Genomic DNA, 23,872 nt, shown 5'->3' with positions numbered 1-23,872 from the left:
CGCCCGTCAAGCTCCGGAAGCGGCCTCCGCCTCCGCGCGCTTGCGGCGCTCGACGCGGGTGCAGGTCACCACGGTGAAGGTGAGGCTCGCCGCGATGATGCCCTCGGCCCAGAAGAACGCCACGTAGTCGATCAGCGAACCGATCGGCGGCGAGCCGGGCGCGGCGTTGCGCATGCCGATCAGCGCGAACAGGGTCGCGGCCATCCACCCGAGCGAGGGCCACACGACCCCCTGCCGCCCCCGGTGCAGCACCTCGGCCCCGGCCAGCACCGCCAGGGCGAGCGCCCACATGGCCGCGATCATGAACCAGGCCAGGATGAAGGTGCTCCGCGCCCGGGTGACCCCGCCCCGCAGGATCGTCGCCCCGGCGGCGTTGGGGGTGCTGGTCGGGTGGACGACGAAGAACGGGTCGGCGTCCACGAAGACCACGCCGACGGGCACGGCTCCCGCGGGGTCCGCGGCCGCGAGGGACAGCGCGAAGTGGTGCAGGTCGAAGGGGTAGTCGGTGACGGTGCCGTTGTAGAAGCCCGCCTGGACGGCCTGGGACGTCACCTCCTCCCCCGGCCCGGCCCGCAGTTCGGTGCGCGCGGCCGACTCGACGGTGATCACCGCCTGCCGGCTGAAGACGGTGGAGTCCGGCCCCGCGGCCAGGCCCCCGTGCGGGACGGCCGCGACCCAGAGGGTGAGCTCGCCCGCCGCGGGGTCGATGTCCTGGGAGGTGATGTCCAGTTCGATCCAGTCGCCGGCGGACGGAAGGGCCAGCTCGTGCGGGCGCTCCCGGGTGTTGCGGTCGTTCAGGTACAGCCCGACGCCCGCCGAGCACAGCACGGCCACGGTCAGCAGGGCCAGCAGGAGGCGGTTGCCGCGCCACCGGGCCGTGCTCACGCCGGGGTGGAGCCGGACGCGACGGGCTGCTGCTGGGTGGCGCAGTGGATGCCCCCGCCGCCCGCGGCGATGTGGTTGATGGAGACCTGGGTGACCTTGCGGCCGGGGTGCAGGTCGCCGATGATGCCGGCCGCCTCGTCGTCGGTGGCCCGCACCCCGAAGCGCGGGACGATGACGCCGCCGTCGCAGACGTAGTAGTTGAGGTAGGTGGCGAGGAAGTTCTTGCCGGCGCCGGGGATCTGCTCGGCGTCGGGCTCGGGCAGGTCCACCACCTTGAGCGTGCGCCCCCTGGCGTCGGTCGTGGAGCCGAGCACCTGGAGGGCCTGCTGGGAGGCGGTGGTCCAGACGTCCGGCGGGGTGTCGGGGGTGGGGCGGTGCAGCACGACGGTGCCGGGCTCGGCGAAGCGGACCAGGGCGTCGATGTGGCAGTCGGTGATGTCCTGCCCGGCGACGCCCTTGAACCAGATCACCTTCTCGACGCCGAGCAGTTCCTTGAAGCTCGCCTCGATCTGGTCGCGGGACTTGCCGGGGTTCCGGTTGTCGTTGACCCAGGAGCTCTCGGTGGCCATCAGGGTGCCCTCGCCGTCCACCTCGATGCCCCCGCCCTCGCCGGTGATCGGCGCCTGGACGCGGGTGATGCCGTAGTGCGCGAGGAGGTTGCGGGCCGCCTGGCCGTCGTTGGCGTGGGTCTGCTTGTCGCCCCAGCCGTTGAAGTTGAAGTCGATCCCGGCGAGCCCCTGCGGGCCGGTGACGAAGGTCGGGCCGGTGTCCCGGGCCCACAGGTCGTCGACCATCAGCTCCAGCACCTCGACCGAGGAACCGCAGGCCTGCCGGGCCTGGTCGGCCTGGTCGGGGCGGGCCAGCAGCACCACCGGCTCGAAGCCGGCGATCGCCTGGGCCAGCGCCGCGATGTCCTGCCGGACGCCCGGCAGTTGGTCGCCCCACACCTCCTCCAGCGCCGGCCAGGCCATGAAGGTCCGGGTGTGCGGCCGGGACTCCGCCGGCATCGCTCGCCCGGCCGCAGCGGCGGTCGCGCTGCCGGTCGGGGCCGCGGCCGTACCGCTCGGGCCGGGCTGCTCCACCGCTCCGCCGTCGGAGGAGTCGGAGGAGCAGCCGCCGGCCAGGGCGAGGGCGGCGAGGGCGGCCCCGGACTGCAGGAGCGAACGGCGGGACGGCCGGGGGTGCGCCATGGGGCCTCGTTCCGGTAGGAGTCGGTGTCGGCTCCGCAGGCTACTGACAGGCGGGTCAGGATCCGGCGCGGCACGCATCCGCCGTCCGGGGGAATCCGCTCCCGGGCCGTCCCCCGGTGCTGCCCGGTCGCCCCGGCCCGGCAGGTCCCACCGCCTGCCGGACCGGGGCCGCCTCACGGCCGGAGCCGTCTCACAGGGCGCGGCGCGCGGCGGCGATCCGGTCGGGATCCCAGCCGGGCCGGGGGACGGACTCCAGCAGCAACCGGGTGTAGGCGTGCTGCGGGGAGTCCAGGACGCGGGTGGTGGGGCCGGATTCGACGATCCGTCCGTGGCGCATCACGACGACCTCGTCGGTGACGCAGCGGACGACACCGAGGTCATGGGTGATGAACAGGTAGCCGACGCCGGTCTGTTCGCGGATGTCGGCGAGCAGGTTGAGGACCTGCGCCTGCACCGAGACGTCCAGGGCGGCGACCGCCTCGTCCAGCACCAGGACGGCCGGCCGGACGGCCAGCGCCCGGGCGATGGCCACGCGTTGGCGCTGACCGCCGGAGAGCTGCCGGGGCAGCGCGTCGGCCGCCCGGGTGCCGAGGCCGACCTGGTCGAGGAGTTCCCTGATCCGGGCCGGGTGGTCGGTGTCGGGGAAGTGCAGCCGCAGGGTCTCCCGCAGGACGGCTTCCACGCTGGTGCGGGGGTCGAGCGAGAGGTACGGGTCCTGGAAGACCATCTGCACCTCGCGGGCGCGGGCCAGTCGCTCGGCCCTGCCCCGGGCCGGTCCGCTCCGGGCCCGGCCGCGGACCAGCACCCGGCCCGCGTCGGCCTGGTCGAGGCCGACCACGATCCGGGCGGTGGTGGTCTTGCCGGAGCCGGACTCGCCGACGACGCCGAGCGATCCGCCGGCGGGGAGGGTGAAGGAGACGTCGTCCACCGCCCGTACGGTGCCGAAGGTGCGGCACAGCCCGGCGACCTCCAGGACGGTTTCAGGCATGGCCGCGGCTCCCTTCGAGCGGGTGGTGGCAGGCGACCGGGTGCGCCTGCGGGGTCTGCTCGCGGCACAGTTCGGTCGCGTACCGGCACCGGGCGGCGAACGCGCAGCCGGTCGACTCCTGCCGGAGGTCCGGTGGTTGGCCGTCGATGGCGGCGAGCCGGCCGGGCCGGGCGTCCAGCCCGGGGGTGGCGGCCAACAGGGCCGCGGTGTAGGGGTGGCGGGGCCGTTCGAAGAGCGCCTCGGCGGTGCCGCTCTCGACGATCCGCCCGGCGTACATCACGTGGACGCGGTCGCTGATGGCGGCGGCCAGGCCGAGGTCGTGGGTGACGAACAGCAGGCCGGTGCCGAAGCGTCGGCGCAGCCGGCCGAGCAGCGCGATGACCTCGGCCTGGCTGGTGACGTCCAGCGCGGTGGTGGGCTCGTCGGCGAGCAGCAGGACCGGGTCGCCCATCAGCGCGGCGGCGATCATCACCCGCTGGAGCATGCCGCCGGACAGTCGGCCGGGGTAGCGGCGCAGCAGTTCGGGGCCGAGGCCGACGGCGTCCAGGAGTTCGACCGCGCGCCGCTCGGCGTCGGCCGGGCCCAGCAGGCCGCCGAGGCGGACGCCCTCGGTGAGGAAGTCTCCGACGCGGCGCAGCGGGTTGATGGCGGCCCGGGGGTCCTGGAAGATCATCGCGGCCCGGCCGGTGCGCAGGGCGCGCAGCCGGGCGGGGTCCATGGCGAGGACGTCGTCCCCGTCGACCAGGACGCTGCCCTCGGTGGTGGCGCCGGGCGGCAGCAGGCCGAGGGCGCTGCGTGAGGTGAGGCTCTTGCCGGAGCCGGACTCGCCGACCAGGGCGACGGTCTCGCCGACCCCCACGGTGAGGTCGACCCCGTCGAGGACGGGCCGGGCGGCGCCGGGCAGGCGGAGCCGCAGGCCCCGGATGTCGAGGGCGTTCACACGCTGCTCCGGTTCGTGGCTGCTGCGGATCACGGGGCGGTCCCCGGGTGCGCGGTCGCGCTTCATGGGGTCCTCCGGGCGACGCGGTCGGCCCAGCGCTCGCCGACGACGTTGAAGGCGACGACGGTGAGCACGATCAGGACGCAGGGCACGATCGCGGAGAGCGGGTAGCCGTGCTGGATCGCGGTCTGGCCGTCGAAGACCATCCGCCCCCAGTCGGGGGTGAGCGCGGGGACGCCGAGGCCGAGGAAGGACAGGCCGGCGAGGTCCATCAGGGCGTATCCGAAGTTGATGGTGGACTGGGCGAGGACGATCGGGGCGATGGCGGGCAGGACGTGCCGCAGGCAGATCTGCACGGCGGAGTGCCCCTGGACCCGGTACGCGGAGACGTACGGCCGTTCGCGTTCGGCGAGCACCAGGGAGCGGGTCAGCCGCGAGACGTACGGCAGGTAGGCGATCGCGAGGGCCGTGACGGGGGCGAGCAGGCCCTCCCCGTACACCGAGACGACCAGGATGGCGAGCAGCATGCCGGGGAAGGCGAAGACCAGTTCGGTGCTGCGGGAGAGGACGGAGTCGAGCCAGCCGCCGCGCCAGCCGGCGGCGAGTCCGATCAGGACGCCCGCGACGGTGGAGAAGGCGACCACGCCGAGCGGGCCGAGCAGGGAGGTGCGGGCGCCGAGCAGCAGCCGGGCGAGGGTGTCGCGGCCGGCCGCGTCGACGCCGAGCAGGTGGTCGGCGGACGGCCCGGCGAGGGCGTTGCCGAGGTCGACGGCGTTCGGGTCGGCCGGCGCGAGCCAGGGCGCGAGCAGCGCGGCGAGCACCACCAGGGCGACGAAGCCCAGGCAGGCCAGGTGCAGCGGGGCGCGGCCGGTGGTGAGCCGGGAGAGGCCGGGCCGGCGGGTGAGGACGGTGCTCATGCCCCTGCCTTCCTGGAGCCAAGGGCGATCCGGGGGTCGACCAGCGGGTGGAGCAGGTCGACGACCAGGTTCACGGTCATGAACAGGGCGACGACGAGCAGCGAGATGGCCTGGACGGTCGGGAAGTCCTTGGTGGTGGTGGACAGTTCGAGGAGCTGGCCGATGCCGCCGATGCTGAACGCGGACTCCACCAGGATGGTGCAGACCAGCAGGGTCGAGACGATCAGGCCGCCGGTGGTCAGCACGGTGCCCAGCGAGTTGCGGAACACGTGCCGGCGGATCACCTCCCGTTCCGGCACGCCGCGGCTGCGGGCGACGGTGACGTGCTCGCCCTCCAGGGCGTCCAGCATCGCCGAGCGGGTGACCCGGGCGAGCATCCCGATCAGGTACAGCGCGAGGGCGACCGCCGGCAGGGTGAGGTGCCACAGCAGGTCGAGGAAGCCGTCGCCGGTGCCGCTGGTGGGGAACCAGCCCAGCTTGACCGCGAACAGGCCCTGCAGCAGGACGGCCGCGACGAAGGAGGGCGTGCCGACCGCGACGGTGGTGGACAGCAGGATCGCCGAGTCGGTCGCGCCGCCGCGCACCGCGCCGATCCAGCCGAGCGCCAGGCCGATGAGGACGACCACCAGCAGCGCCATGGCCACCAGGGTCAGGGTGGCGGGCAGCCGGTCGGCGAGCAGGGCGGAGACGTCGGTGCGGTAGGTGATGGAGCGGCCGAAGTCGCCCTGCAGCACCTGGCCGAGCCAGCGGAAGTACCGCACCAGGAAGGGGTCGTCGAGGTGGTACTGCTCGTTGATCGCCTGCAGGGCGGCCGGCGAGGCCGACCGGCCCGACAGGAGGAAACTCGCCGGGTTGCCCGGCGCCAGGTACATCGCGCCGAAGACCACGAAGGACGCGCCGAGCAGGGTGGCGGCCATCTCCGCGAGTCGCCGGGCGGCGAATCTCAGGAAGTTCACCGGGCGGCCCCCACGTCGGCGGCCCACGGGTAGTACATGTACGAGATCGTGGTCGGGGCGCCGGTGACGCGCTTGTTGAGGAAGACGGCGGTGGGCCACTCGGCGACCGGGATCCACAGCAGCTGCCGGGAGGCGGTCTGCTGGAGCTCGGCCTCGATCGCGGCGCGCTTGGCCGGGTCGTACTCGGCCGTGGCCCGGTCGACGAGGTCGTCGTAGGCCTTGTCGCTGTAGCCGGCGAAGTTCTGGTAGGCGCCGGTCTTGAAGGTGGCGAGCAGGTCGAGCGGGTCGGTGATGGAGTCGTAGTACGTCTCCGGGAACATGTCGATGCCCTCGCGCGCCTTGGGGTCGGTGAACAGCGCGGTGAAGGCGTTCGGGGCGATCGTCTTCAGCCGGATGTCCAGCCCGATCTTCGTCCCGGCGGCCTGGACGGCGGTGGCGAGCAGGGAGACGTCCTGGCCGATGGTGCTGGTGGCCATGACGAGCGTCCTGCCGCCCGCGCCGGCCTCCTTGACGAGGGCCTTGGCCTTGTCGATGTCCTGCGCCGTGGGGGTGAGGCCGTCGAAGGCGGTCTTGCGGACGTCCTCGGGGGCCGTGCCCCAGGCGGCCCTGGTGGTGAGGGAGCCGGTCACGGTGCCGGCGCCGGCGAGGCCGGTGCGGACGAAGCCGGAGCGGTCCAGGGCCAGCGACAGCGCCTGGCGCACCCGCAGGTCGCCCAGCGGGCCCTGCATGGTGGTGACGTTGACGTTGACGGTGCTCAGGCCCTCGCCGAAGTAGAGCGTGCCGGGGCCGTCCTTCCTCAGCCGGTCGTAGCTCTCGGTGGGGATCAGGTAGCCGCCGTCGACGTCGCCGGTGAGCATCGCGTTGGTGCGGGCGGAGGAGTCGGTGAGGAAGCGGAACACGACCTTCTTCGACTTGGCCTTGGTGCCCCAGTAGTCGTCGAAGCGCTGCAGTTCGAGCGACTGGCCCTTGGCCCAGGTGCCGAGCCTGAACGGGCCCGTGCAGTCGAGGCTGCCGCCGGTGCCGTAGTCCTTGCCGGCGGCCTCCACCCCGGCCTTGGCGGCGACGACGCCGGCCGCCGTCGCCATGTACTGCGGGAACTGGGAGTCCGGCTGCTTGAGCGTGACGGTGACCTGCAGCGGGCCGGTCCTGGTGACGGAGTCGACGTTCTGGAACACCTGGTTCCAGGCCGCCGCGTTGTCCGGGTTCATCTGCCGGCCGAGGCTGTACACGACGTCGTCGGCGGTCATCACCGTGCCGTCGTGGAAGTGCACGCCGGAGCGCAGGTCGTAGACCCAGGTGGTGGGGTCGGGGTTGGCGGCCTTCTCGGCCAGTCCGGGCGCCAGGGTGAGCTGGGGGGTCCAGCGCATCAGGCTCTCGCAGACGTTCGACAGGACGGTGTTCTGCGGGTAGTCGAAGGCCTGGAGGTAGTCGAGGGTGGGCGGCTCGGCGTAGGTGGCCCAGGTGAAGGAGTCCAGCTCGCCCTTGGCGGGCGGGGTGTCGGCCGAGAGCTTCACCGCCGCCTGGTCGGAGCCGGTGTGCGGCGGGCCGGAGCAGGCGGCGACCAGGGCGGCGGCCGAGAGCAGGGCGGTGGCGAGGACGAGCCGCCGGGTCGTGCTGCGTCTCGCGGGCGCGGTGGGAGTCATGAGGGGGTGTTCTCCGTTCGCTGGCGTGGGGGGTCAGGCGCGGGCGGCCGGGATCTGCTGGGTGATGCAGTGGACTCCGCCGCCGCCGTAGGCGATCACCCGGGCCCGCACGCCGACCACCTTGCGGTCCGGGCAGGCGGCGGCGAGCACCGCCAGCGCCCCCTCGTCCTCGGGGTGGTCGGCGACCGGGACGACGACACCGCCGTTGGCCAGGTAGAAGTTGAGGTACCCCACCTCGACCTCGCGGCCGTCCACCTCGACGAAGGCGGCCTGCGGCAGGTCGACGATCTCGAAGGGCCGGCCCTGGGCGTCGGTGGAGTGCTCCAGCACGGCGCGGTTGGCCCGCATCCGCACGTAGTCCGGGTGCTCGGGGTCGGCCGGGAGCTGCACCACGACCTTGCCGGGGGCGACGAAGGCGCAGACGCCGTCCACGTGGCCGTCGGTCTCGGTGTCCAGCGCGCCGCCGTAGGGCAGCCAGATCACCTTGGTGACGCCGAGGCGCGCCTTCAGCTCGTCCTCGATCTCCTCCCGGCTCATCCCCGGGTTGCGGTTGGGGTGCAGCAGGCACTGCTCGGTGGTGATCAGCGTGCCCTCGCCGTCGACGGTGATCGCGCCGCCCTCGAGGATCATCTCGGAACGGATCGCCGGGGTCCCGAGGTGGTCCAGCAGCAGGCCGCCGATCCGGTCGTCGGTGTCCCAGGGGTGGTGCTTGCCGCCCCAGGCGTTGAAGCGGAAGTCCACGCCGGCCCGGCGGCCCTCCGGGTCGAGGACGAAGATCGGCGCGGAGTCGCGGAACCACGAGTCGTCGGTGGGGAGTTCGATCACGCTGACCCCGCCGCCGCAGCGGGCGCCCGCCTCCTCGCCGTGGCCGGGCGGCGCCACCATGGTGACCGGCTCGAACTCGGCGACGGCGCGGGCGACCGCCGCGTACTCGCGCTGCACCTCGTCCAGGGTGTCGCCCCACAGGTCCGGGCGGACGGGCCAGGCCATCAGGCAGCCGTCGTGCGCGGTCCACTCGGCGGGCATGCGGTACGTCACGGGAAACCTCTTTTGCTCGGGGCCCGACCGGGCCGGTGCGGGCAGGCGCTGCGGGGCGCTCGGTGCGTCGCGTCCGGCGGCGCTGGGCGCTCGGTGCGTCGCGTCCGGCGGCGCTCGGGCGCTCGGTGCGTCGCGTCCGGCGTACCGGGGTGCCCGGGGGCACCCGGCTCGCCCGGTGCACCGGCCGGTCGGGAGGGAGGGTGGTGGAGCGGAAGCCCTGGCGGCCCGTCCCCGTGGGGATCCGGACGGGCCGCCAGGGGGGTCTCAGAGCGCCGGCGGAACGGCCGGCTGGGACTGGGTGGCGCAGTGGATGCCGCCACCGCCGGAGGCGATGTTGTCGATGTTCAGCTGGACGACGTCGCGGCCCGGGAACTCGGCCCGGAGGATCGACTGGGCCAGCCCGTCGGCGTACGCGTCGCCGAACTGGGGCACGAACACCGCGCCGTTGGCGACGTAGAAGTTGGTGTAGCTGGAGAGGAAGTCGTTGCCGCGGCCGCGGATCCGCGCGCGGTCGGGACCGGGCAGCTCCACCACGGTCAGCGGGCGGCCCTGGGCGTCGGTGGCGCTCCGCAGGACCTGCTTGGCCTGCTCGTAGACGTCGATCCAGATCCGGGCGGTACCGGGGCCCGGCTGGTCGAGGATGACCCGCCCGGGGGCGGTGAAGCGCGCCAGGCAGTCGATGTGGTCGTCGGTGATGTCCTGACCGGCCAGACCGGCCAGCCAGATCACCTTGTCCATCCCGAGCGTCGTCTTCAGCGCCTGCTCGACCTGGTCCTGCGACATCCCCGGGTTGCGGTTGGGGTTCACCAGCGAGCTGACGGTCGCCAGCAGCGTGCCCTGGCCGTCCGTCTCCAGGGCGCCGCCCTCGCCGACGAAGGGCGCCCGGACGCGGTCGATGCCGTACCGGGCGAGGAGCGCGGCCGCGACCGCGGCGTCCTCGGTGTAGCGCTGGTAGTAGGGCGTGCCGGTCTTGCCCCAGCCGTTGAAGTTGGTGTCGACACCGGCGACGGCTCCCGGCCCGACCAGGAAGGTCGGACCGAAGTCGCGGATCCACAGGTCGTCGTTGGAGATCTCGACCACGGTGATCGGGTAGTAGGCGCCGGCGCCGCAGTAGTAGCGCGCGTCGGCCGCCTGTCCGGGGCGGGCGACCACGACCACCGGTTCGTAGCGGGAGATCTCGTAGGCGATCGTGGCGATGTCGTCCCGGACCGCGGACAGCTGGGTCCGCCAGATCGAGGACAGGGCCGGCCAGGCCATGAAGGTGCGGTCGTGCCGGTCGCTCTCGGCGGGCATCCGCAGCCGCGCGGTGCCGCCGGCGGCGGGGGCGGCGGCGGTGTTCTCCGCAGTGTTCGCGGCGGTGTTCTCGGCGGTCGCGGCCCGGGCGGTGGCCGGGAGGGCCGCGCCCAGGGCGATCAGGGGGACGGCGGCGGCGCCCAGCCGGAGCAGATCACGTCGTGAGGGCGTGGGGGTGTGCATGGCGCTCCCTGGATGAGGTGGGAGGTGGGGGGTTGCCCCGCATCCTCCACTGTACTGAAAATTCAGTCAAGCTTTCGGTGCAGGACTCGACGAAAACCCTGAAACGATCATCAGGAAGCTGGCTTGACCGGCCACGAAGCACCTAGAGTGGGCGCCCATGTCGGATCGTCGGACGGAAATACTCAAGGCCGCCACCCGCGTGATCGCCCGCCGGGGCGTCCGCGGACTCCGCGTGGGGGAACTGGCCACCGAGGCCGGGGTGTCCACCTCGCTGATCTACTACCACTTCACCGACCGGGCCGGCCTGCTGCGCCGGACCCTCGACTTCATCAGCGACCGCGCCGACCACTACACGGCCGAACCGGACCCTGCGCCCCGGACCGAGGACCCCCGCGCCGACCTGGAACAGGTGCTGCTCCTGGAGCTCCAGGACACCGATGACGTGCGCGAGAACAGCACCGCCTGGGGCGAGTTGAGGGCCACCGCGGTCTTCGACCCGGAGCTGCGCACGGACCTCGCGCGGACCACCCACACCTGGGTGCACGACATCGCCGAGCTGCTCGCCCGGGCCGACCCCGGCGGCACCGCCCCGGCGCACGCGGCCGCCGCCGAGCGGCTGACCGCCCTCGTCGAGGGCCTGAGCGTGCGCTGGCTCAGCGGCTCGCTGCCGGTCGAGCACGCCCGCCTGCTGCTGCGCGGGGCCATCGCCGCCGAGTTGGACCACACCTAGGACGTCCGCGCTGGTGGGGGTGGATTCGGACGATCCTGAGGGAACCTCTAAACTCTGCCGCACCATCCGCGCCGCCCGTGCCGTCCGGGCCGGCGCCGCACCCTCCCTGTCCGTCGAGAGGCAGCCCGCATGTCCGCTGACCGATCCCCCTTCGCCCTCCAGCCGGTCTTCCAGGCGCTCACTCCGGACGACCCGCGCGAGGTCGGCGGCCACCGACTCTACGCGCGGCTCGGCGCCGGCGGCATGGGCCGGGTCTACCTCTCGTACACCCCGGGCGGCCGGCCGGTGGCGCTCAAGGTGGTGCGCCCCGAGCTGGCCGAGGACCCGGAGTTCCGGGCCCGCTTCGCCCAGGAGGTGGCCAGCGCCCGGCGCATCCACGGACTGTTCACCGCCCAGGTCGTCGACGCGGGCGTGGACGCCGCCACTCCGTGGCTGGCCACCACCTACGTACCCGGCCCCTCCCTCCAGCAGGTGGTGCGGGCCTTCGGCCCGCTCCCCGAGCGGACCGTCCTGCTGCTGATGGCCGGCATCGCCGAGGCGCTGCAGGCGATCCACGCCACCGGGGTGGTGCACCGCGACCTCAAGCCGGGGAACGTGCTGATCGCCTCCGACGGCCCCCGGGTGATCGACTTCGGCATCGCCCGGGCCGCCGACGCCGCCGCGCTCACCGGCACCGGACTGCGCATCGGCTCACCCTCCTACATGGCGCCCGAGCAGGCCACCGGCCGGCCCGCGACCCCGGCCACCGACGTCTACGCCCTGGGCGCCCTCGCCGTCCACGTGGCCGGCGGCGCCCCGCCCTTCGGGGACGGGCCGGACCCGGCCACGCTCTACCGGACCGTCCACGAGGCCCCCGACCTCGACCGGGTACCGCCGGGCCTGCACGCGCTGCTGCTGGCCTGCCTCGCCAAGCGGCCCGAGGACCGCCCGACCACCGCCGAGGTGATCGCCGCCGCCCGCGACCACCCGGCCGTCGGCGGGCACCTGCGGTTCGGCGAGGACTGGCTTCCGCACCCGCTGACCAGCCAGATCACCCGGCACGCCGAGCTGCCGCAGGTGCCCGCCGAGGCCGCCGGGAACGGCGCCGACGGCGGCACCGGCAGCGGCAGCGGTGGTGGTCAGGCTGCCGAGCCCGGCTGGGCCTCGGCCCGGACGGTCCTCGCCCCCGCGTCGGCGCCGGCGCCCACCGTGCTCGCCCCCGTACCCGCGCCCGCACCCCCGACCCTCGCCGCCGCTGCGCCGGCCGCCGCCCGGAGGGCCCCGCGCGACGGCGCCCGGCGGGCCGACGGCCGTCGCCGCTCCCTCGGGCGGACGGTGCTGACCGCCGCCGTCGCCCTGACCGTCGGCGCCGCGGCGGCGGTCCTCCTGCTCGACGACGAGGAGCCGGTGGACGCCGCGACCGCCGACGCCCCGGTGTCCGCCGGCGCCGTGCCGGGCGGTCCGACCGCCCCCGCCGCTCCGGCCGGATCGCCGACCCCGGCCCGCTCGACCCCGGGCACGCCGGGCCCCGCCTCGCCGCCCACCGCGACCCCGCCCGGGCCCGCCGCCGACTACGCCCCCGTCTACCGCGCCGTCGAGCTGACCTCGGCGGACTCCGGCTACGAGTTCGACCTCACCACCGGCACCGTGGTCCCCACCGACAGCGCCGCCTGGTACGTCGCCCGCGGCGAGAGCGAGTTCCTCGTCCCGGACACCGCCGACACCTTCATCGGCCAGGACGCCGGGCTGGGCGTCGCCGAGTGCGTCAAGGGGCTGGGCAGTCGCCCGGCCGGCCGGATCCCGTTCGCCTCCGTCGGACCGCACGGCGCCTTCTGCGTCCGGTCCGCGGACGGCCGGGACCTGGCCGTCGTCCGGGTGCTGTCGACGGCGGGCACGGACGGGCCGGTCAGGGTGTCCGTGGACCGCTACCGCCGCAACGGCTGAGAGCCGTCGTTCCCGGCACCGGGGTGCGGGGAACGACGGCTCTCACGGGCTCCGGCGGTCAGACCGGCCGCCTGCCCGGTTCGGCCGGCTTCACGGCCTCGACCGGCTTCACGGCCTCGACCGTCCTGACGGGCTCGGCCGCCTTCACCGGCTCGGCCGGCTTGACGGCCTCACCCGTCGTCCCCGCCTGCTCGCCCGGGCCGGGGGCGGGTACGTCCGCCTCCCGCATCGCGGCCGTCTCGGCCTTCAGGATCCGCATCGACTTCCCCAGTCCGCGCGCCATCTCGGGCAGCTTCTTGGAACCGAACAGCAGCACCAGCACGGCCACCATCACCAGCAGGTGCCAGGGCTCCAGACCATTGCGCAGCATCGCCGCCTCACCCGGCCTTTCATCGTCGTGACCGGGGCCGTCCGGTCGGCGGCCCGGGTCGTCTCGGGGTGGTTTGGGTGAGTTCACCGTAAAGCTTGACTGATTTTTCAGTCAATGCGACAGTTCAGTTCCGGCGCTGCCGGGCTCCCTGCCCGCCGCCGCCCGGCGCCGCGCGCCCCGTCATCGGATTCCCGCTCCGCGCGCCGGACCGAACCACCCTCAGCCCCACCGGAGTTCACTGTGTCCCACGCCCCCCTCGCCCGCCGGGCGGTGCTGCGTTCCCTGGCCGGCGCCGGCCTGCTCGCCCTCGGCGCGACCGCCTGCGCGGCCACCGGCGACGACCCGGCCGACCCCGGCTCCCCGGCGGCGGGCGGCCCGACCGGCGACGCCCCGGCCCCGGCGCCCGGCGGCAACCCCGCGCGTGGCCGGCGGCTCGGCGGCGAGTGGGAGAAGCACGAGCGGACCTTCATGGCCTGGCCCGCCTCCGAGCACGTCTGGGGCGAGCAACTCGGGGGCGTCCGCCGGGACATCGCCACGGTGGCCCGGGCGATCGGGGAGCGCGAGCCGCTGGTCATGCTGGTGCGCCCCGGCCAGGAGGCCTCGGCGCGCAACGCCTGCGGTTCGGACGTCGAGCTGCTCTCCGTCCCGGTGAACGACCTCTGGGCCCGCGACACCGTGCCGGTCTTCGTGGAGGAGAACGGCAAGGTCAAGGGCGTCGACTTCAACTTCAGCGGCTGGGGCGGCAAGCAGGAGCACGGCGACGACACCCGGATCGCCCGCACCGTCCTGGAGAAGTACGGGATCGAGCGGATCGAGACCCCGATCACCGCCGAGGGCGGCTCCTTCGAGACCGACGGCCAGGGCACCCTGCTGGTGACGGAGAGCTCCGTCGTCAACGACAACCGCAACCCGGGCCGTACCCGGGACGAGATCGAGGCGGAGCTCAAGAAGGTGCTGGGCCTCACCAAGGTGATCTGGCTCGCGGGCGTCAGGGGCAAAGACATCACCGACGCCCACGTCGACTGCCTGGCCCGTTTCGCCGCCCCCGGCGTGGTCTTCCTGGACCGGGCCTTCCCCGGCACCCCGCCCGACGTCTGGTCCCGTTCGGCCGACCAGGCCCGCGCCGTCCTCGCCGAGGCCACCGACGCCGCCGGCAAGCGGCTCAAGGTCATCGAGATCAGCCAGCCGGACCCGGACAGGATCACCGGCCGCGGCGACGCCTTCGTCTCCTCGTACATGAACTTCTACATCGGCGACAAGGGCGTCTACCTGCCGCGGTTCGGCGACGACCGGGCCGACGGGCACGCCCAGGACGTCTTCCGGGAGCAGTTCCCGAGCCGCGAGATCGTCCCCCTGCAGATCGACACCATCGCCTCCGGCGGCGGGGGCATCCACTGCTCCACCCACGACCAGCCGGCCGGCTGACCGGGCACGGCCGGGCTACCCGGCCGCCCCGCCCCGTACGCACCGGCCTGCGCCGCGCCGACCCGCCGGCCCGCCGGCCCGCCGCACCGCACCGCACCGCACCGAGGGAGAAGGGACCCCCGTGCAGCTGACCCCCACCGAACGCGACCGGCTGCTGATCTTCACCGCAGCCGAACTCGCCCGTGCCCGCCGCGCCCGCGGCCTGCGGCTCAACGTCCCCGAGGCGATCGCGGTGATCTCGGACGCCGTCTGCGAGGCCGCCCGCGACGGCCTCCGGCTGGCCGAGGCCGTGGCCCGCGGCCGCGCCGCCCTCTCCCCCGACGACGTGCTGCCCGGAGTGCCGGACCTCGTCACCGAGATCCACGTCGAGGCGGTGTTCGAGGACGGCACCCGACTCGCCGTCATCGCCGACCCGTTCGGGGGCGGCGGCCTCGGCCCGGCGGCCCCCGGCGCCGTGCTCCTCGACCACCGTTCCGAGCCCGGGCGGGCGGCGGTGCGCACGGTGGCCGTGCGCAACACCGCCGACGTCCCGGTCTCGGTCACCTCGCACTTCCACTTCTTCGAAGCCAACCCGCGCCTGGCCTTCGACCGCGCCGCCGCGTACGGGATGCACCTGGCCGTGCCGGCCGGCTCCTCGGTGCGCTTCGACCCGGGCGCCACCGTCGAGGTCGGCCTGGTGCCGATCGGCGGCGAGCGGGTCGCGATCGGCTTCGCCGGGCTGGTGGACGGCCCGCTGGACTCGCCCCGGGTCCGGCGCGAGGCGATGCGCCGGGCGGCCGAGCAGGGCTACCTCGGGGCCCCGGCCGACCAGGACGGCCGACCGGGGGCGGCCGACGACGAGCGACAGGAGAACCAGCCGTGAGCAGCAGCACCGGGGCCTCCGGGTTCGAGGCCGCCGAGTACACCGCCGTGCACGGCCCGCGCGCCGGGGACCGGGTCCGGCTCGGCGACAGCGGACTGGTCGTCCGCGTCGAGTCCGATTCCCAGCAGCCGGGGGACGAGTTCCTGGTCGGCTTCGGCAAGACCGCCCGCGACGGCCTGCACCTCAAGGCCGCCGCCGTCCGCGAGACCTGCGACCTGGTGATCAGCAACGTCCTGGTGATCGACGCGGTCCAGGGCATCCGCAAGACCTCGATCGGCATCCGGGAGGGCCGCATCGCCTCGATCGGCCGGGCCGGCAACCCGGACACCCTGGACGGCGTGGAGGTCGTGGTCGGCACCGGGACGGCGATCGTCTCCGGCGAGGGGCTGATCGCGACCGCCGGGGCCATCGACACCCATGTGCACCTGATGTCCCCCCGGATCATGGAGGCCTCGCTGGCCTCCGGCGTCACCACGATCATCGGCCAGGAGTTCGGCCCGGCCTGGGGCGTCGGCGTCAACTCGCCCTGGGCACTGCGCCACGCGTTCAACGCCTTCGACGCCTGGCCGGTCAACATCGGCTTCCTGGGCCGCGGTTCGTCCTCCCACCCGGCCCCGCTGGTGGAGGCGCTGGCCGAGGGCGGCGCCTGCGGCTTCAAGGTGCACGAGGACATGGGCGCGCACACCCGCGCGCTGGACACCGCACTGTCCGTGGCCGAGGTCCATGACGTCCAAGTGGCCCTGCACACCGACGGGTTGAACGAGTGCCTGTCGGTCGAGGACACCCTGAAGGTGCTGGAGGGCCGGACCATCCACGCCTTCCACATCGAGGGCTGCGGCGGCGGGCACGTCCCCAACGTACTGAAGATGGCGGGCGTGCCGAACGTCATCGGCTCCTCCACCAACCCCACCCTGCCGTTCGGCCGGGACGCGGTCGCCGAGCACTACGGCATGATCGTCTCCGTCCACGGTCTCAAGACCGACCTGCCCGGCGACGCCGCGATGGCCCGCGACCGGATCCGGGCCGGCACCATGGGCGCCGAGGACGTGCTGCACGACCTCGGCGCGATCGGCATCACCTCCTCCGACGCCCAGGGCATGGGCCGGGCCGGCGAGACCGTGCGCCGCACCTTCGCCATGGCCGGCAAGATGAAGGCCGAACGGGGCCCGATGGAGGGCGACGGCCCGGACGACGACAACCAGCGGGTGCTGCGCTACATCGCCAAGCTGACCGTCAACCCCGCCATCGCGCACGGCCTTTCGCACGAGGTCGGCTCGATCGAGGTCGGCAAGCTCGCCGACATCGTGCTCTGGCGCCCGGACCACTTCGGCGCCAAGCCGCAGCTCGTCCTCAAAGCCGGCTTCCCCGCCTACGGCGTCACCGGCGACCCGAACGCCGCCACCGAGACCTGCCAACCCCTGGTCCTGGGGCCCCTGTTCGGCGCCCACGGCGCCACCCCGGCGGACCTCTCCGTGGCCTTCACCAGCCGCGCCGCCGCCGAAGCCGGCGCCCACGACCGTCCGTACGACAGCATGACCACCCGCCGTCGCCGGGTCGCCGTCCGGCACACCCGCGGCATCGGGCCCGCCGACCTGGTCCGCAACACCCGCCTCGGCGACATCCTCGTCGACGGCGAGCGGGGGCTGGTCACCCTCGACGGCACCCCGCTGCAGTCCGACCCCGCCGAGGAGGTCGCGCTGAACCGGCTCTACTTCCTCTGAGCCCGTCCCCCGCCCGCGCCTGTGCGGCACGGGCCGGGCGGCCCGTGCCGCACAGGCGCGGGCGAAGGAGAAGGCGACGGCCGGCAATCGGGCGGCTCAGCGTGCCGCGGAGCGCGCTTCCGCCATCAGCGCGGCCACCGTCGCCGCCTTGTGCGCGGAGTAGGCGAGCAGCCGGCCGGTGGCCCCGGCCGCGTCGCGCTTGGCGCGCGCGTAGCGGGCGGAGGCGGCCGGGTGGGCCCGGAGGTGGTCGCGGAACAGCAGGTTGTCGGTCCACAGCGGGCCGTCCAGCTCGACCACGTGGACGTTCGCCGAGGCCTCCGGCCGCCTGCGCCGCAGGTAGCGCCGGCCGGGAACACCGGCCTCGCCGAGGTCCTCGAAGCCGAGGGCCCGGACGTACCCGGCCACCGCGTCGGTGTCCGCAGCGGCGCAGCCGATCTGGACGTCGAGCACCGGTTTAGCGGACAGGCCGGGCACCGACGTCGAGCCGATGTGCTCCACCCCGGCCGTGAGCGCGCGCTCCCGCAGCCCGGCCGCGAGCCGCGTCACCAGGGCCCTGCCCTGATCGGCCCAGGCCGGGTCGTACGGGAGGAGGTGGATCGGTTCGTCGAGCCCCGGGGCGCTGTTCGGCATGCCGGGAGGCTACCGGCCACCGGCCCGGTGCGGCGGGCCAGCGGTGCGGGGCAGCGGTGCGGGAACGGCGTCAGAGGAACTACTCAGAGGAACTACTCAGAGGAACTGCTCGGACCAGATGATCTTGCCCTCGGCGGTGTACCGCACGCCCCAGCGCTCGGTGAGCCGGGCGACCAGGAACAGGCCGCGGCCGCCCTCGTCGTCCGCGACCGCGTAGCGCAGGTGCGGGGCGGTGCCGGCGGCGTCGGAGACCTCGCAGATCAGCGTGCGGTCGTACAGCAGTCGCACCCCGATCGGTTCGGCCGCGTACCGGATGGCATTGGTCACCAGCTCGCTGAGCACCAGTTCGGTGACGAAGGCGGCCTCGTCCAGGCCCCACTCGGCGAGCTTCCGGGTGGCCCGGGCCCGGACCTCGGCCACCGCCTCCGGCGCCGAAGCCACCTCCCACTCGGCGATCCGGTCGGCCTCCAGCACCCGGGTGCGGGCGACGAGGAGGGCGATGTCGTCGCTCTGGCGGCCGGGCAGCAGGGCGTCGAGCACGGCCTCGCAGATCTCCTGGGGCGACCGGCCGGGCCGGGCCAGCACGGTGGTGAGGACGTCCAGCCCGACCCCGATGTCGCGGGTGCGGTCCTCCACCAGACCATCCGTGTAGAGGACCAGGCTGCTGCCGGGCGACAGCCGCAGCTCCACGGCCTCGAAGGGCATCCCGCCCAGGCCGAGCGGCGGACCGTCCGGCAGGCCGAGCAGTTCCACGGTGCCGTCGGGGTGGAGGAGGGCCGGCGGCGGGTGGCCGGCCCGGGCCAGCGCACAGGTCGCCGTACTGGGGTCGTAGATCGCGTAGAGGCAGGTGGCGCCGGTGATCGTCGGCTCGCCGCCGGCGGCGGCCGCCTCCTGGTCCAGGTGGGCGACCAGGTCGTCCAGGTGCCCGAGGAGCTCGTCCGGCGGCAGGTCGAGGGTGGAGAAGTTCTGCACGGCGGTGCGCAGGCGGCCCATGGTGGCGGCCGCGTGCACGCCGTGGCCGACCACGTCGCCGACGACCAGCGCGACCCGCGCGCCGGGCAGCGGGATGACGTCGAACCAGTCCCCGCCGACCCCCGCCTGGGCGGGCAGGTAGCGGTGGGCGACGTCGAGGGCGTTCTGCTCGGGCAGTGCGCGCGGCAGCAGGCTGTGCTGCAAGGTGACGGCCATGGTGTGCTCGCGGGTGTAGCGGCGGGCGTTGTCCACGGACACGGCGGCCCGGGCGGCGAGCTCCTCGGCCAGGGTCAGGTCGTCCTCGTCGAACGGGTCCCGGTCCCGGCCGCGCCAGAAGCAGGCGACGCCCATCAGCACGCCGCGCGCCGTCAGCGGGACGGCGATCAGCGACGCCAGGCCGAACTCCAGCACCGCCTGGGTCAGCTCGACGTCCTGCTCGCGCCAGCCGGCGTCGGTCGCCAGCTCCGGGACCAGCGAGGGCCGCCCGCTGACGAAGCCCGCCGCCTGCGGGGTGCTGCCCGCCCACCGGACGAACGTCCCCTGCGGGTACAGCGGCGAGTCGTCCCGGATGCCCGCCAGCGCCACCCGTCGCAGCTCCACCTCGGCACCGGCGGCCAGGGTCGGCGGTTCCTCGCCGAGCAGGACGGCGTCGGCGAGGTCGACGGTGGCGTAGTCGCAGAACTCCCGGGAGGCCATCGCGGCGAGCTCCTCGGCGGTGTGCCGGACGTCCAGGGTGGTGCCGATGGCCAGGCTCGCGTCGTACAGCAGCCTGAGCCGGCCGCGGGCGACCTCGGCCTTCCCCGCCAGGGCGCGCAGTTCGGTGGAGTCGCGCAGGGTGGTGACGCTGCCGGGCGGGCCTCCGCCGGTGTCGGTGGGCCGGTGGTTGACGGCCAGCAGCCGCTCGCCCACCGGGAGCACCTCGTCGGTGACCGCGTCGGCGGACCGCAGCAGAGCCGCCGTCCGGGGAGCGAGGCCGAGGTCGGAGACGGCCCGCCCCTCCGCGTCGGGGGGCAGGTCCAGGAGCCGGCGCGCCTCGTCGTTGGCGAGCAGGACCCGGCCGTCCCCGCTGACGATGGTCACGCCCTCGCGCACCGCATGGAGCACCGCGTCGTGGTGCTCGTACATCCTGGTCATCTCCTCCGGCCCCAACCCGTGGGTCTGCCGCAGGAGACGCCGGCCCGCCAGCGCCGTTCCGGCCGTGGCCAGGCCCAGCGCGGCCGCACCCGCCCCCAGCACGACCGGCAGCTGGCGGTCGATCGCGCTGCTCACGTTGGCGACCTTCATCCCGGCCGACACGATGCCCACGACCCCGCCGTGGGTGTCCTCCACCGGGACCACCACCTGGTACTCCAGGCCCAGCGGCCCGTGCACCTGCTCGACGGTGACCCGGCCCTCCAGCGACGGCCCGATGGTGCCGACGAACTTCTTGCCGATCTGCTCCGGCTCGGGGTGGGTGAACCGGATGCCGTTGCGGTCGGTCACCACGATGAAGTCCACCTGGGCGTCCTTGCGGGCCGCTTCGGTCAGCGGCTGCAGCACCGCGCTCGGATCGGGGCCCTGCATCGTCGCCACCAGACCGGGGCTGTGGGCGAACGCCTCGGCCGCGGCGAGCGAACGGTCGCGGGCGGCCGCGAACCGGTCGCTGCGGGACTCGACCAGCAGCGCGACGACCGCCGCCACCACGAGCAGCAGCACCACCAGCACCTGGAGGAGGAACATCTGACCGGCGACGCTGCGGATGTTCAGCACCGACCGCAGACGCCGCGCCGAACGATCCCCCGGGACCGGGCGTGCGCGGTGCCGCCCCCGACGACCACCCGCCACGCCCGGGGCCCCGGGGTCGGGGCCCGTGTCTTTCGCCATACACCCATGGTCCCGCCGCGCCTGCCGGCTCACCGTCGGACGGGCCGGGCGGCCCGGGACCGCGGGACGGAACCGGGCCGGCGCGGGGCGGTCCGGCGCGGGAAGGAGCGGGCCGGAGCGGGTCGGCGCGGGCCGGAGCGGACCGGAGCGGATCAGCGCGGGAAGGAGCTGCGTGGGACGGCCCGGATCAGCGTGGGACGGTCCGGATCAGTAGTAGCGCGACGTCGTCGGTGCGGTGCTGCCCCTGCCCGGCCCGGTCGACCAGGGCGTCGGCCAGCCGGTCCAGCGGTTCGTCGCCGTGGCGGGCCAGCGTGGCGGAGAGGTCCGCCAGCGCCTGGTCCGGGTCCGCGCCGGGCGTGTCGACCAGGCCGTCGGTGTACAGCGCCAGCGTGGTGCCGACCGGCAGGTCGACCCTGATCTGCGGGTAGTCGGCGGCCGGGTCGACGTTCAGCACCAGGCCGATGAGCGGATCCAGCGCGCCCGCCCGGCCGTCCGGGCCGTACCGCAGCGGCACGGGGTGCCCGGCGTCGGCCAGCCAGGCCTCGCGGCGGGCCAGATCGACCCGCAGGTAGGCGCAACTGGCCAGCAGCGTCGTGTCCAGGTCGTTCAGCAGGCGGTTGGTGCGGCACAGCACCGTGCTCGGGTCGGCGTCGGCCGCGGCGAAGGCCCGGACGGCCGTCCGCACCTGGCCCATCAGCGCGGCGGCGTGGACGTTGTGGCCCTGGACGTCGCCGATCACCACGGCCACGCTGTCCGGCCCGATCCGGATCAGGTCGTAGAAGTCCCCTCCGACGTCCATGCCCTCGGTGCACGGCAGGTAGCGGGCACTGACCTCCAGCCCCGGCACGACCGGCAGCGCCCGGGGCAGCAGGCTCTCCTGCAGGCCGTGGGCCAGGCCCAGCTTGGTGTCGTACAGCCGGGCACGGTCCAGGGCCTGGGCGATCAGCCCGCCGAGCGAGGTGAGGACGGCCCGTTCCTCCAGGTCGAAGTGGTGCGGCTCGGCGAAGGCCAGCACGCAGGTGCCGATCAGCCGGCGCGAGGTCACCAGCGGCAGGTAGGCCCAGGCGGCCATCCCGTCCTGCGTCTCCGGGCGGCCCGGGTAGACCCGTTCCAGCTCCGCCCGGGTCTCGAAGTACGCCGGTACCGGGTTGGTGGACGCCTGCACACCGGGGGTGGGCTCGGTCAGCGGGGTGCTGTCGAAGCGGTCGACCAGCCCGGGCGGGTAGCCGCGGTGCCCCACGATCCGCAGGCGGCCCCCTTCGGCCATCAGCACCGCCACGGCCCGGCCGCCGAAGGCCGGCACGATCTGCTCGGACACCATGCTCACCACGTCCTGCACGGTGACGGCCTCGGTCAGCGCACCGGCCAGGTGGAGGAGGTGGTACAGCGCCCCGGGCCGCGTGTGCACCCGCTCGGACGGCGCCTCGGTCCCGGCCGAACCGGCCGAACCCGCCGAAGAGGCGGGATGGGCGGGATGGGCGGCATCCGAAGGGTCAGCGGGATCGGCGGGGACGATCCGGGCGGTCAGTCCGGTGGGATCCGGGAAGAGCTCGAACGCCAGCCACCGGTCCGGCGGCCGCAGCGCGACGAAGGAGCTGGCGCGACCGCTGATCACCGCGGCCCGGTAGTGGTACTCGTACACCGGATCCCGCAGCCACGGCACCACGCCCCAGGGCCTCCGGCCCAGCAGCCGGTCGACCGGCTCGCCCAGCAGTTCGGCCGCCGCCGGCGTCACCGCGGACAGTCGGCCGTCCAGGTCGATGTCGCACACGCCCTCCGGAAGCCGCGCCGCCATCGCCTGGACGGGGGCGGCCAGACCGACCTCCGCCGCTTCGGGCCTCGCTCCGGCCCGCACCGGACGGCCGGACCGCTCCGCCTCCGCCAGGACCCCGGCCAGGCCCGCTGTCAGCGCGTCCAGCCGGTTCCGCTCCCAGGGCGACAGCTCGGGCGGGTGCGCGGCGGGCCAGAGCACGAACACGCCCCCGTACGTGGTCCGGCCCGCGACCAGCGGAGCGGCCGCCAGGCAGAACGCGTACGGCATGGCGACCGCGACCCTCGGATACCGGCGCGCCATCGACTCCGCGCCGCCCACCCAGACCGGCTCGCCGCTGCGCACCGCCTCGGCCACCGGCACCGGCGCGGTGATGCCGATCCGCTGCCACGGCCTGGTGAACTGCCGGGCCGCCCCCAGCGTCACGGCCAGTTCGAGCAGCTGCCCGTCCTCGGAGAGCAGGTAGAGCCCGCCGAGGTGCGCGTCCAGCAGGACCGGCGCCGACCGCAGGACCTTCGCCACCTCGGCGAGGCCGCTCCCGGCCGTGGCCCCGGCGGGCCCGACGGGCTCGGCGGCCCCGTGTCCGGGCCCCGGCGCCCGATGCCACGGCACGCCCATCGCGAGCACCCCATTCGAGCCGACCAGTGGGCCCGTAGGCCCCTTCCATAGTGGCTCGGCCCGCTCGGTACGTCCCGTCGGCTCTCAGTCGGTCCCGTCGGATCCCGTCTGATCCCTGTCGGATCCCTGTCGGATCCCGTCAGCCGGCGCCGGTCAGCCGCCCGCAGTCAGCCGTCGGCCCTGCTCCAGGAAGGCCGTGACGCCACCGACACCGCCGAGCTCACGGACCACCCGCGCGGCACCGAACGGGGCGTTCCAGAACGCGCCCTCCCGCGGTTCGTGCGGGCCGACGTAGGCGTACGGCTCCGGCTGGAACGCGTCACCCGGCGAGAGGCCGTAGTTCACCCCGTCGACGGTGACCCCGATGTCGAAGTGCTCGGGCCAGATGACAGGCTCCGCATCCGGGAACAGCCCGCGCAGCGCGGCATCGCCGAGCGCGAAGCAGTGCGCGAGCCACCGGGCGGCGGCCGGGTCCACCTCCAGCACGCCACCGACCTCTCCGCCCGGTCCGTCCTGGTACAGCCCGGCCGGAGCACCGACCTCGATCCCCAGGGCCTCGCCGAGGGCCGCACAGGTCGTCCGCTCGACGGACAGCACCCGCCCGGGCGCGACCAGCTCCGCGCCGACCACCCTCAGCCGCGGCTCGACGACGGTCGCGAACCCACCAGCGCAGGCCCGCAGCCGGATCGTGCCGCCGGCTCGGTACTGCGGCCCTGCCAAAACCAGCTCCGCCACCACGTGCAGCGCACGACGGGTCCGCACGAGCGTCTCGATGTCCATGAGGGCATGCTCCCCCAGCAGCGCGGCCCCCGCACGGTCTTCGAAAAGGCCCGGAAATGCGAAGAACCCCCATCCGGTCACCGGATGGGGGTTCTTCGTGAATGATTGTTCGGCGGCGTCCTACTCTCCCACAGGGTCCCCCCTGCAGTACCATCGGCGCTGTGAGGCTTAGCT

19 protein-coding genes are annotated in these 23,872 nt (G+C 74.4%); 5 read left to right on the top strand and 14 right to left on the bottom strand.

Features of this window, described 5'->3' with window-relative positions:
* Window positions 1–6: 6 nt before the first annotated feature.
* From ACIRD3_RS36775 to ACIRD3_RS36735, 9 genes are all read right to left on the bottom strand, one after another.
* The gene (locus ACIRD3_RS36775) at window positions 7–885 is read right to left on the bottom strand and encodes a DUF4436 family protein (protein ID WP_402225499.1); all 879 of its coding nucleotides are present in this window, start codon (window positions 883–885) and stop codon (window positions 7–9) included.
* Window positions 882–2,075 carry an agmatine deiminase family protein gene (locus tag ACIRD3_RS36770; RefSeq protein ID WP_402225496.1) on the bottom strand — a complete coding sequence of 398 codons (1,194 nt, stop codon included), beginning with the start codon at window positions 2,073–2,075 and terminating at the stop codon, window positions 882–884. The genes ACIRD3_RS36775 and ACIRD3_RS36770 overlap by 4 nt, the downstream gene beginning before the upstream one ends.
* Before the next feature lie 190 nt (window positions 2,076–2,265).
* Window positions 2,266–3,063: an ABC transporter ATP-binding protein gene (locus ACIRD3_RS36765; protein ID WP_402225494.1), complete on the bottom strand. Its 798-nt coding sequence runs from the start codon at window positions 3,061–3,063 to the stop codon at window positions 2,266–2,268.
* Entirely contained in the window at window positions 3,056–4,069 is a 1,014-nt protein-coding gene (locus ACIRD3_RS36760; RefSeq protein ID WP_402225492.1) for an ABC transporter ATP-binding protein, read from the bottom strand. The genes ACIRD3_RS36765 and ACIRD3_RS36760 overlap by 8 nt, the downstream gene beginning before the upstream one ends.
* Window positions 4,066–4,920, bottom strand: coding sequence for an ABC transporter permease (locus tag ACIRD3_RS36755; protein WP_402225490.1), 855 nt, complete (start codon window positions 4,918–4,920; stop codon window positions 4,066–4,068). Before ACIRD3_RS36755 ends, ACIRD3_RS36760 begins: the two co-directional genes overlap by 4 nt.
* Entirely contained in the window at window positions 4,917–5,876 is a 960-nt protein-coding gene (locus tag ACIRD3_RS36750; RefSeq protein ID WP_402225487.1) for an ABC transporter permease, read from the bottom strand. The genes ACIRD3_RS36755 and ACIRD3_RS36750 overlap by 4 nt, the downstream gene beginning before the upstream one ends.
* Window positions 5,873–7,519: an ABC transporter substrate-binding protein gene (locus ACIRD3_RS36745; protein WP_402225486.1), complete on the bottom strand. Its 1,647-nt coding sequence runs from the start codon at window positions 7,517–7,519 to the stop codon at window positions 5,873–5,875. The genes ACIRD3_RS36750 and ACIRD3_RS36745 overlap by 4 nt, the downstream gene beginning before the upstream one ends.
* A gap of 33 nt (window positions 7,520–7,552) precedes the next feature.
* The gene (locus ACIRD3_RS36740) at window positions 7,553–8,557 is read right to left on the bottom strand and encodes an agmatine/peptidylarginine deiminase (protein WP_402225483.1); all 1,005 of its coding nucleotides are present in this window, start codon (window positions 8,555–8,557) and stop codon (window positions 7,553–7,555) included.
* 264 nt (window positions 8,558–8,821) lie between these two features.
* On the bottom strand, window positions 8,822–10,033 hold the full coding sequence (locus ACIRD3_RS36735; RefSeq protein ID WP_402225481.1) for an agmatine deiminase family protein: 1,212 nt from the start codon (window positions 10,031–10,033) through the stop codon (window positions 8,822–8,824).
* Window positions 10,034–10,190: 157 nt separating this feature from the next.
* Between ACIRD3_RS36735 and ACIRD3_RS36730 the strand changes: the two genes are divergently transcribed.
* A complete protein-coding gene (locus ACIRD3_RS36730) occupies window positions 10,191–10,763 on the top strand; it encodes a TetR/AcrR family transcriptional regulator (protein WP_402225479.1) in 573 nt (190 codons plus the stop codon).
* Between the two features lie 129 nt (window positions 10,764–10,892).
* Entirely contained in the window at window positions 10,893–12,686 is a 1,794-nt protein-coding gene (locus ACIRD3_RS36725) for a serine/threonine-protein kinase (RefSeq protein WP_402225477.1), read from the top strand.
* A gap of 58 nt (window positions 12,687–12,744) precedes the next feature.
* Here the strand turns inward: ACIRD3_RS36725 and tatA are convergent, their stop codons facing one another.
* Complete coding sequence (tatA, locus tag ACIRD3_RS36720) at window positions 12,745–13,056, bottom strand: Sec-independent protein translocase subunit TatA (protein ID WP_402225474.1); 312 nt, start codon at window positions 13,054–13,056, stop codon at window positions 12,745–12,747.
* 240 nt (window positions 13,057–13,296) lie between these two features.
* Between tatA and ACIRD3_RS36715 the strand changes: the two genes are divergently transcribed.
* The 3 genes from ACIRD3_RS36715 (at window position 13,297) to ACIRD3_RS36705 (ending at window position 17,064) form a co-directional block, all read left to right on the top strand.
* On the top strand, window positions 13,297–14,481 hold the full coding sequence (locus ACIRD3_RS36715; RefSeq protein WP_402225472.1) for an agmatine/peptidylarginine deiminase: 1,185 nt from the start codon (window positions 13,297–13,299) through the stop codon (window positions 14,479–14,481).
* A gap of 121 nt (window positions 14,482–14,602) precedes the next feature.
* Complete coding sequence (gene ureA, locus ACIRD3_RS36710) at window positions 14,603–15,343, top strand: urease subunit gamma (RefSeq protein ID WP_402225471.1); 741 nt, start codon at window positions 14,603–14,605, stop codon at window positions 15,341–15,343.
* The gene (locus tag ACIRD3_RS36705) at window positions 15,340–17,064 is read left to right on the top strand and encodes an urease subunit alpha (protein ID WP_402225468.1); all 1,725 of its coding nucleotides are present in this window, start codon (window positions 15,340–15,342) and stop codon (window positions 17,062–17,064) included. Before ureA ends, ACIRD3_RS36705 begins: the two co-directional genes overlap by 4 nt.
* Before the next feature lie 96 nt (window positions 17,065–17,160).
* Here ACIRD3_RS36705 and ACIRD3_RS36700 read toward each other — a convergent pair whose 3' ends face one another.
* The 4 genes from ACIRD3_RS36700 to ACIRD3_RS36685 all read right to left on the bottom strand — a co-directional run bounded on the left by ACIRD3_RS36700 (window position 17,161) and on the right by ACIRD3_RS36685 (window position 23,698).
* Entirely contained in the window at window positions 17,161–17,694 is a 534-nt protein-coding gene (locus ACIRD3_RS36700) for a GrpB family protein (RefSeq protein WP_402225466.1), read from the bottom strand.
* 96 nt (window positions 17,695–17,790) lie between these two features.
* The gene (locus ACIRD3_RS36695; RefSeq protein ID WP_402225463.1) at window positions 17,791–20,529 is read right to left on the bottom strand and encodes a SpoIIE family protein phosphatase; all 2,739 of its coding nucleotides are present in this window, start codon (window positions 20,527–20,529) and stop codon (window positions 17,791–17,793) included.
* A gap of 187 nt (window positions 20,530–20,716) precedes the next feature.
* Window positions 20,717–22,822, bottom strand: coding sequence for a SpoIIE family protein phosphatase (locus tag ACIRD3_RS36690; RefSeq protein WP_402225461.1), 2,106 nt, complete (start codon window positions 22,820–22,822; stop codon window positions 20,717–20,719).
* A gap of 249 nt (window positions 22,823–23,071) precedes the next feature.
* Window positions 23,072–23,698: a hypothetical protein gene (locus ACIRD3_RS36685; RefSeq protein ID WP_402225459.1), complete on the bottom strand. Its 627-nt coding sequence runs from the start codon at window positions 23,696–23,698 to the stop codon at window positions 23,072–23,074.
* Window positions 23,699–23,872: the final 174 nt, after the last annotated feature.

This window comes from Kitasatospora sp. NPDC093550, from assembly GCF_044764985.1.
Taxonomy (GTDB): domain Bacteria; phylum Actinomycetota; class Actinomycetes; order Streptomycetales; family Streptomycetaceae; genus Kitasatospora.
This window is presented reverse-complemented; position numbering and strand designations above follow the sequence as displayed.

What these genes read in the sequence shown, in the direction of transcription:
- ACIRD3_RS36685 (WP_402225459.1), bottom strand. Translation starts at nt 23,698, where the DNA reads ATGGACATCGAGACGCTCGTGCGGACCCGTCGTGCGCTGCACGTGGTG.
- ACIRD3_RS36770 (WP_402225496.1), bottom strand. Translation starts at nt 2,075, where the DNA reads ATGGCGCACCCCCGGCCGTCCCGCCGTTCGCTCCTGCAGTCCGGGGCC.
- ACIRD3_RS36765 (WP_402225494.1), bottom strand. Translation starts at nt 3,063, where the DNA reads ATGCCTGAAACCGTCCTGGAGGTCGCCGGGCTGTGCCGCACCTTCGGC.
- tatA (WP_402225474.1), bottom strand. Translation starts at nt 13,056, where the DNA reads ATGCTGCGCAATGGTCTGGAGCCCTGGCACCTGCTGGTGATGGTGGCC.
- ACIRD3_RS36760 (WP_402225492.1), bottom strand. Translation starts at nt 4,069, where the DNA reads ATGAAGCGCGACCGCGCACCCGGGGACCGCCCCGTGATCCGCAGCAGC.
- ACIRD3_RS36745 (WP_402225486.1), bottom strand. Translation starts at nt 7,519, where the DNA reads ATGACTCCCACCGCGCCCGCGAGACGCAGCACGACCCGGCGGCTCGTC.
- ACIRD3_RS36730 (WP_402225479.1), top strand. Translation starts at nt 10,191, where the DNA reads ATGTCGGATCGTCGGACGGAAATACTCAAGGCCGCCACCCGCGTGATC.
- ACIRD3_RS36700 (WP_402225466.1), bottom strand. Translation starts at nt 17,694, where the DNA reads ATGCCGAACAGCGCCCCGGGGCTCGACGAACCGATCCACCTCCTCCCG.
- ACIRD3_RS36735 (WP_402225481.1), bottom strand. Translation starts at nt 10,033, where the DNA reads ATGCACACCCCCACGCCCTCACGACGTGATCTGCTCCGGCTGGGCGCC.
- ACIRD3_RS36695 (WP_402225463.1), bottom strand. Translation starts at nt 20,529, where the DNA reads ATGGCGAAAGACACGGGCCCCGACCCCGGGGCCCCGGGCGTGGCGGGT.
- ACIRD3_RS36755 (WP_402225490.1), bottom strand. Translation starts at nt 4,920, where the DNA reads ATGAGCACCGTCCTCACCCGCCGGCCCGGCCTCTCCCGGCTCACCACC.
- ACIRD3_RS36725 (WP_402225477.1), top strand. Translation starts at nt 10,893, where the DNA reads ATGTCCGCTGACCGATCCCCCTTCGCCCTCCAGCCGGTCTTCCAGGCG.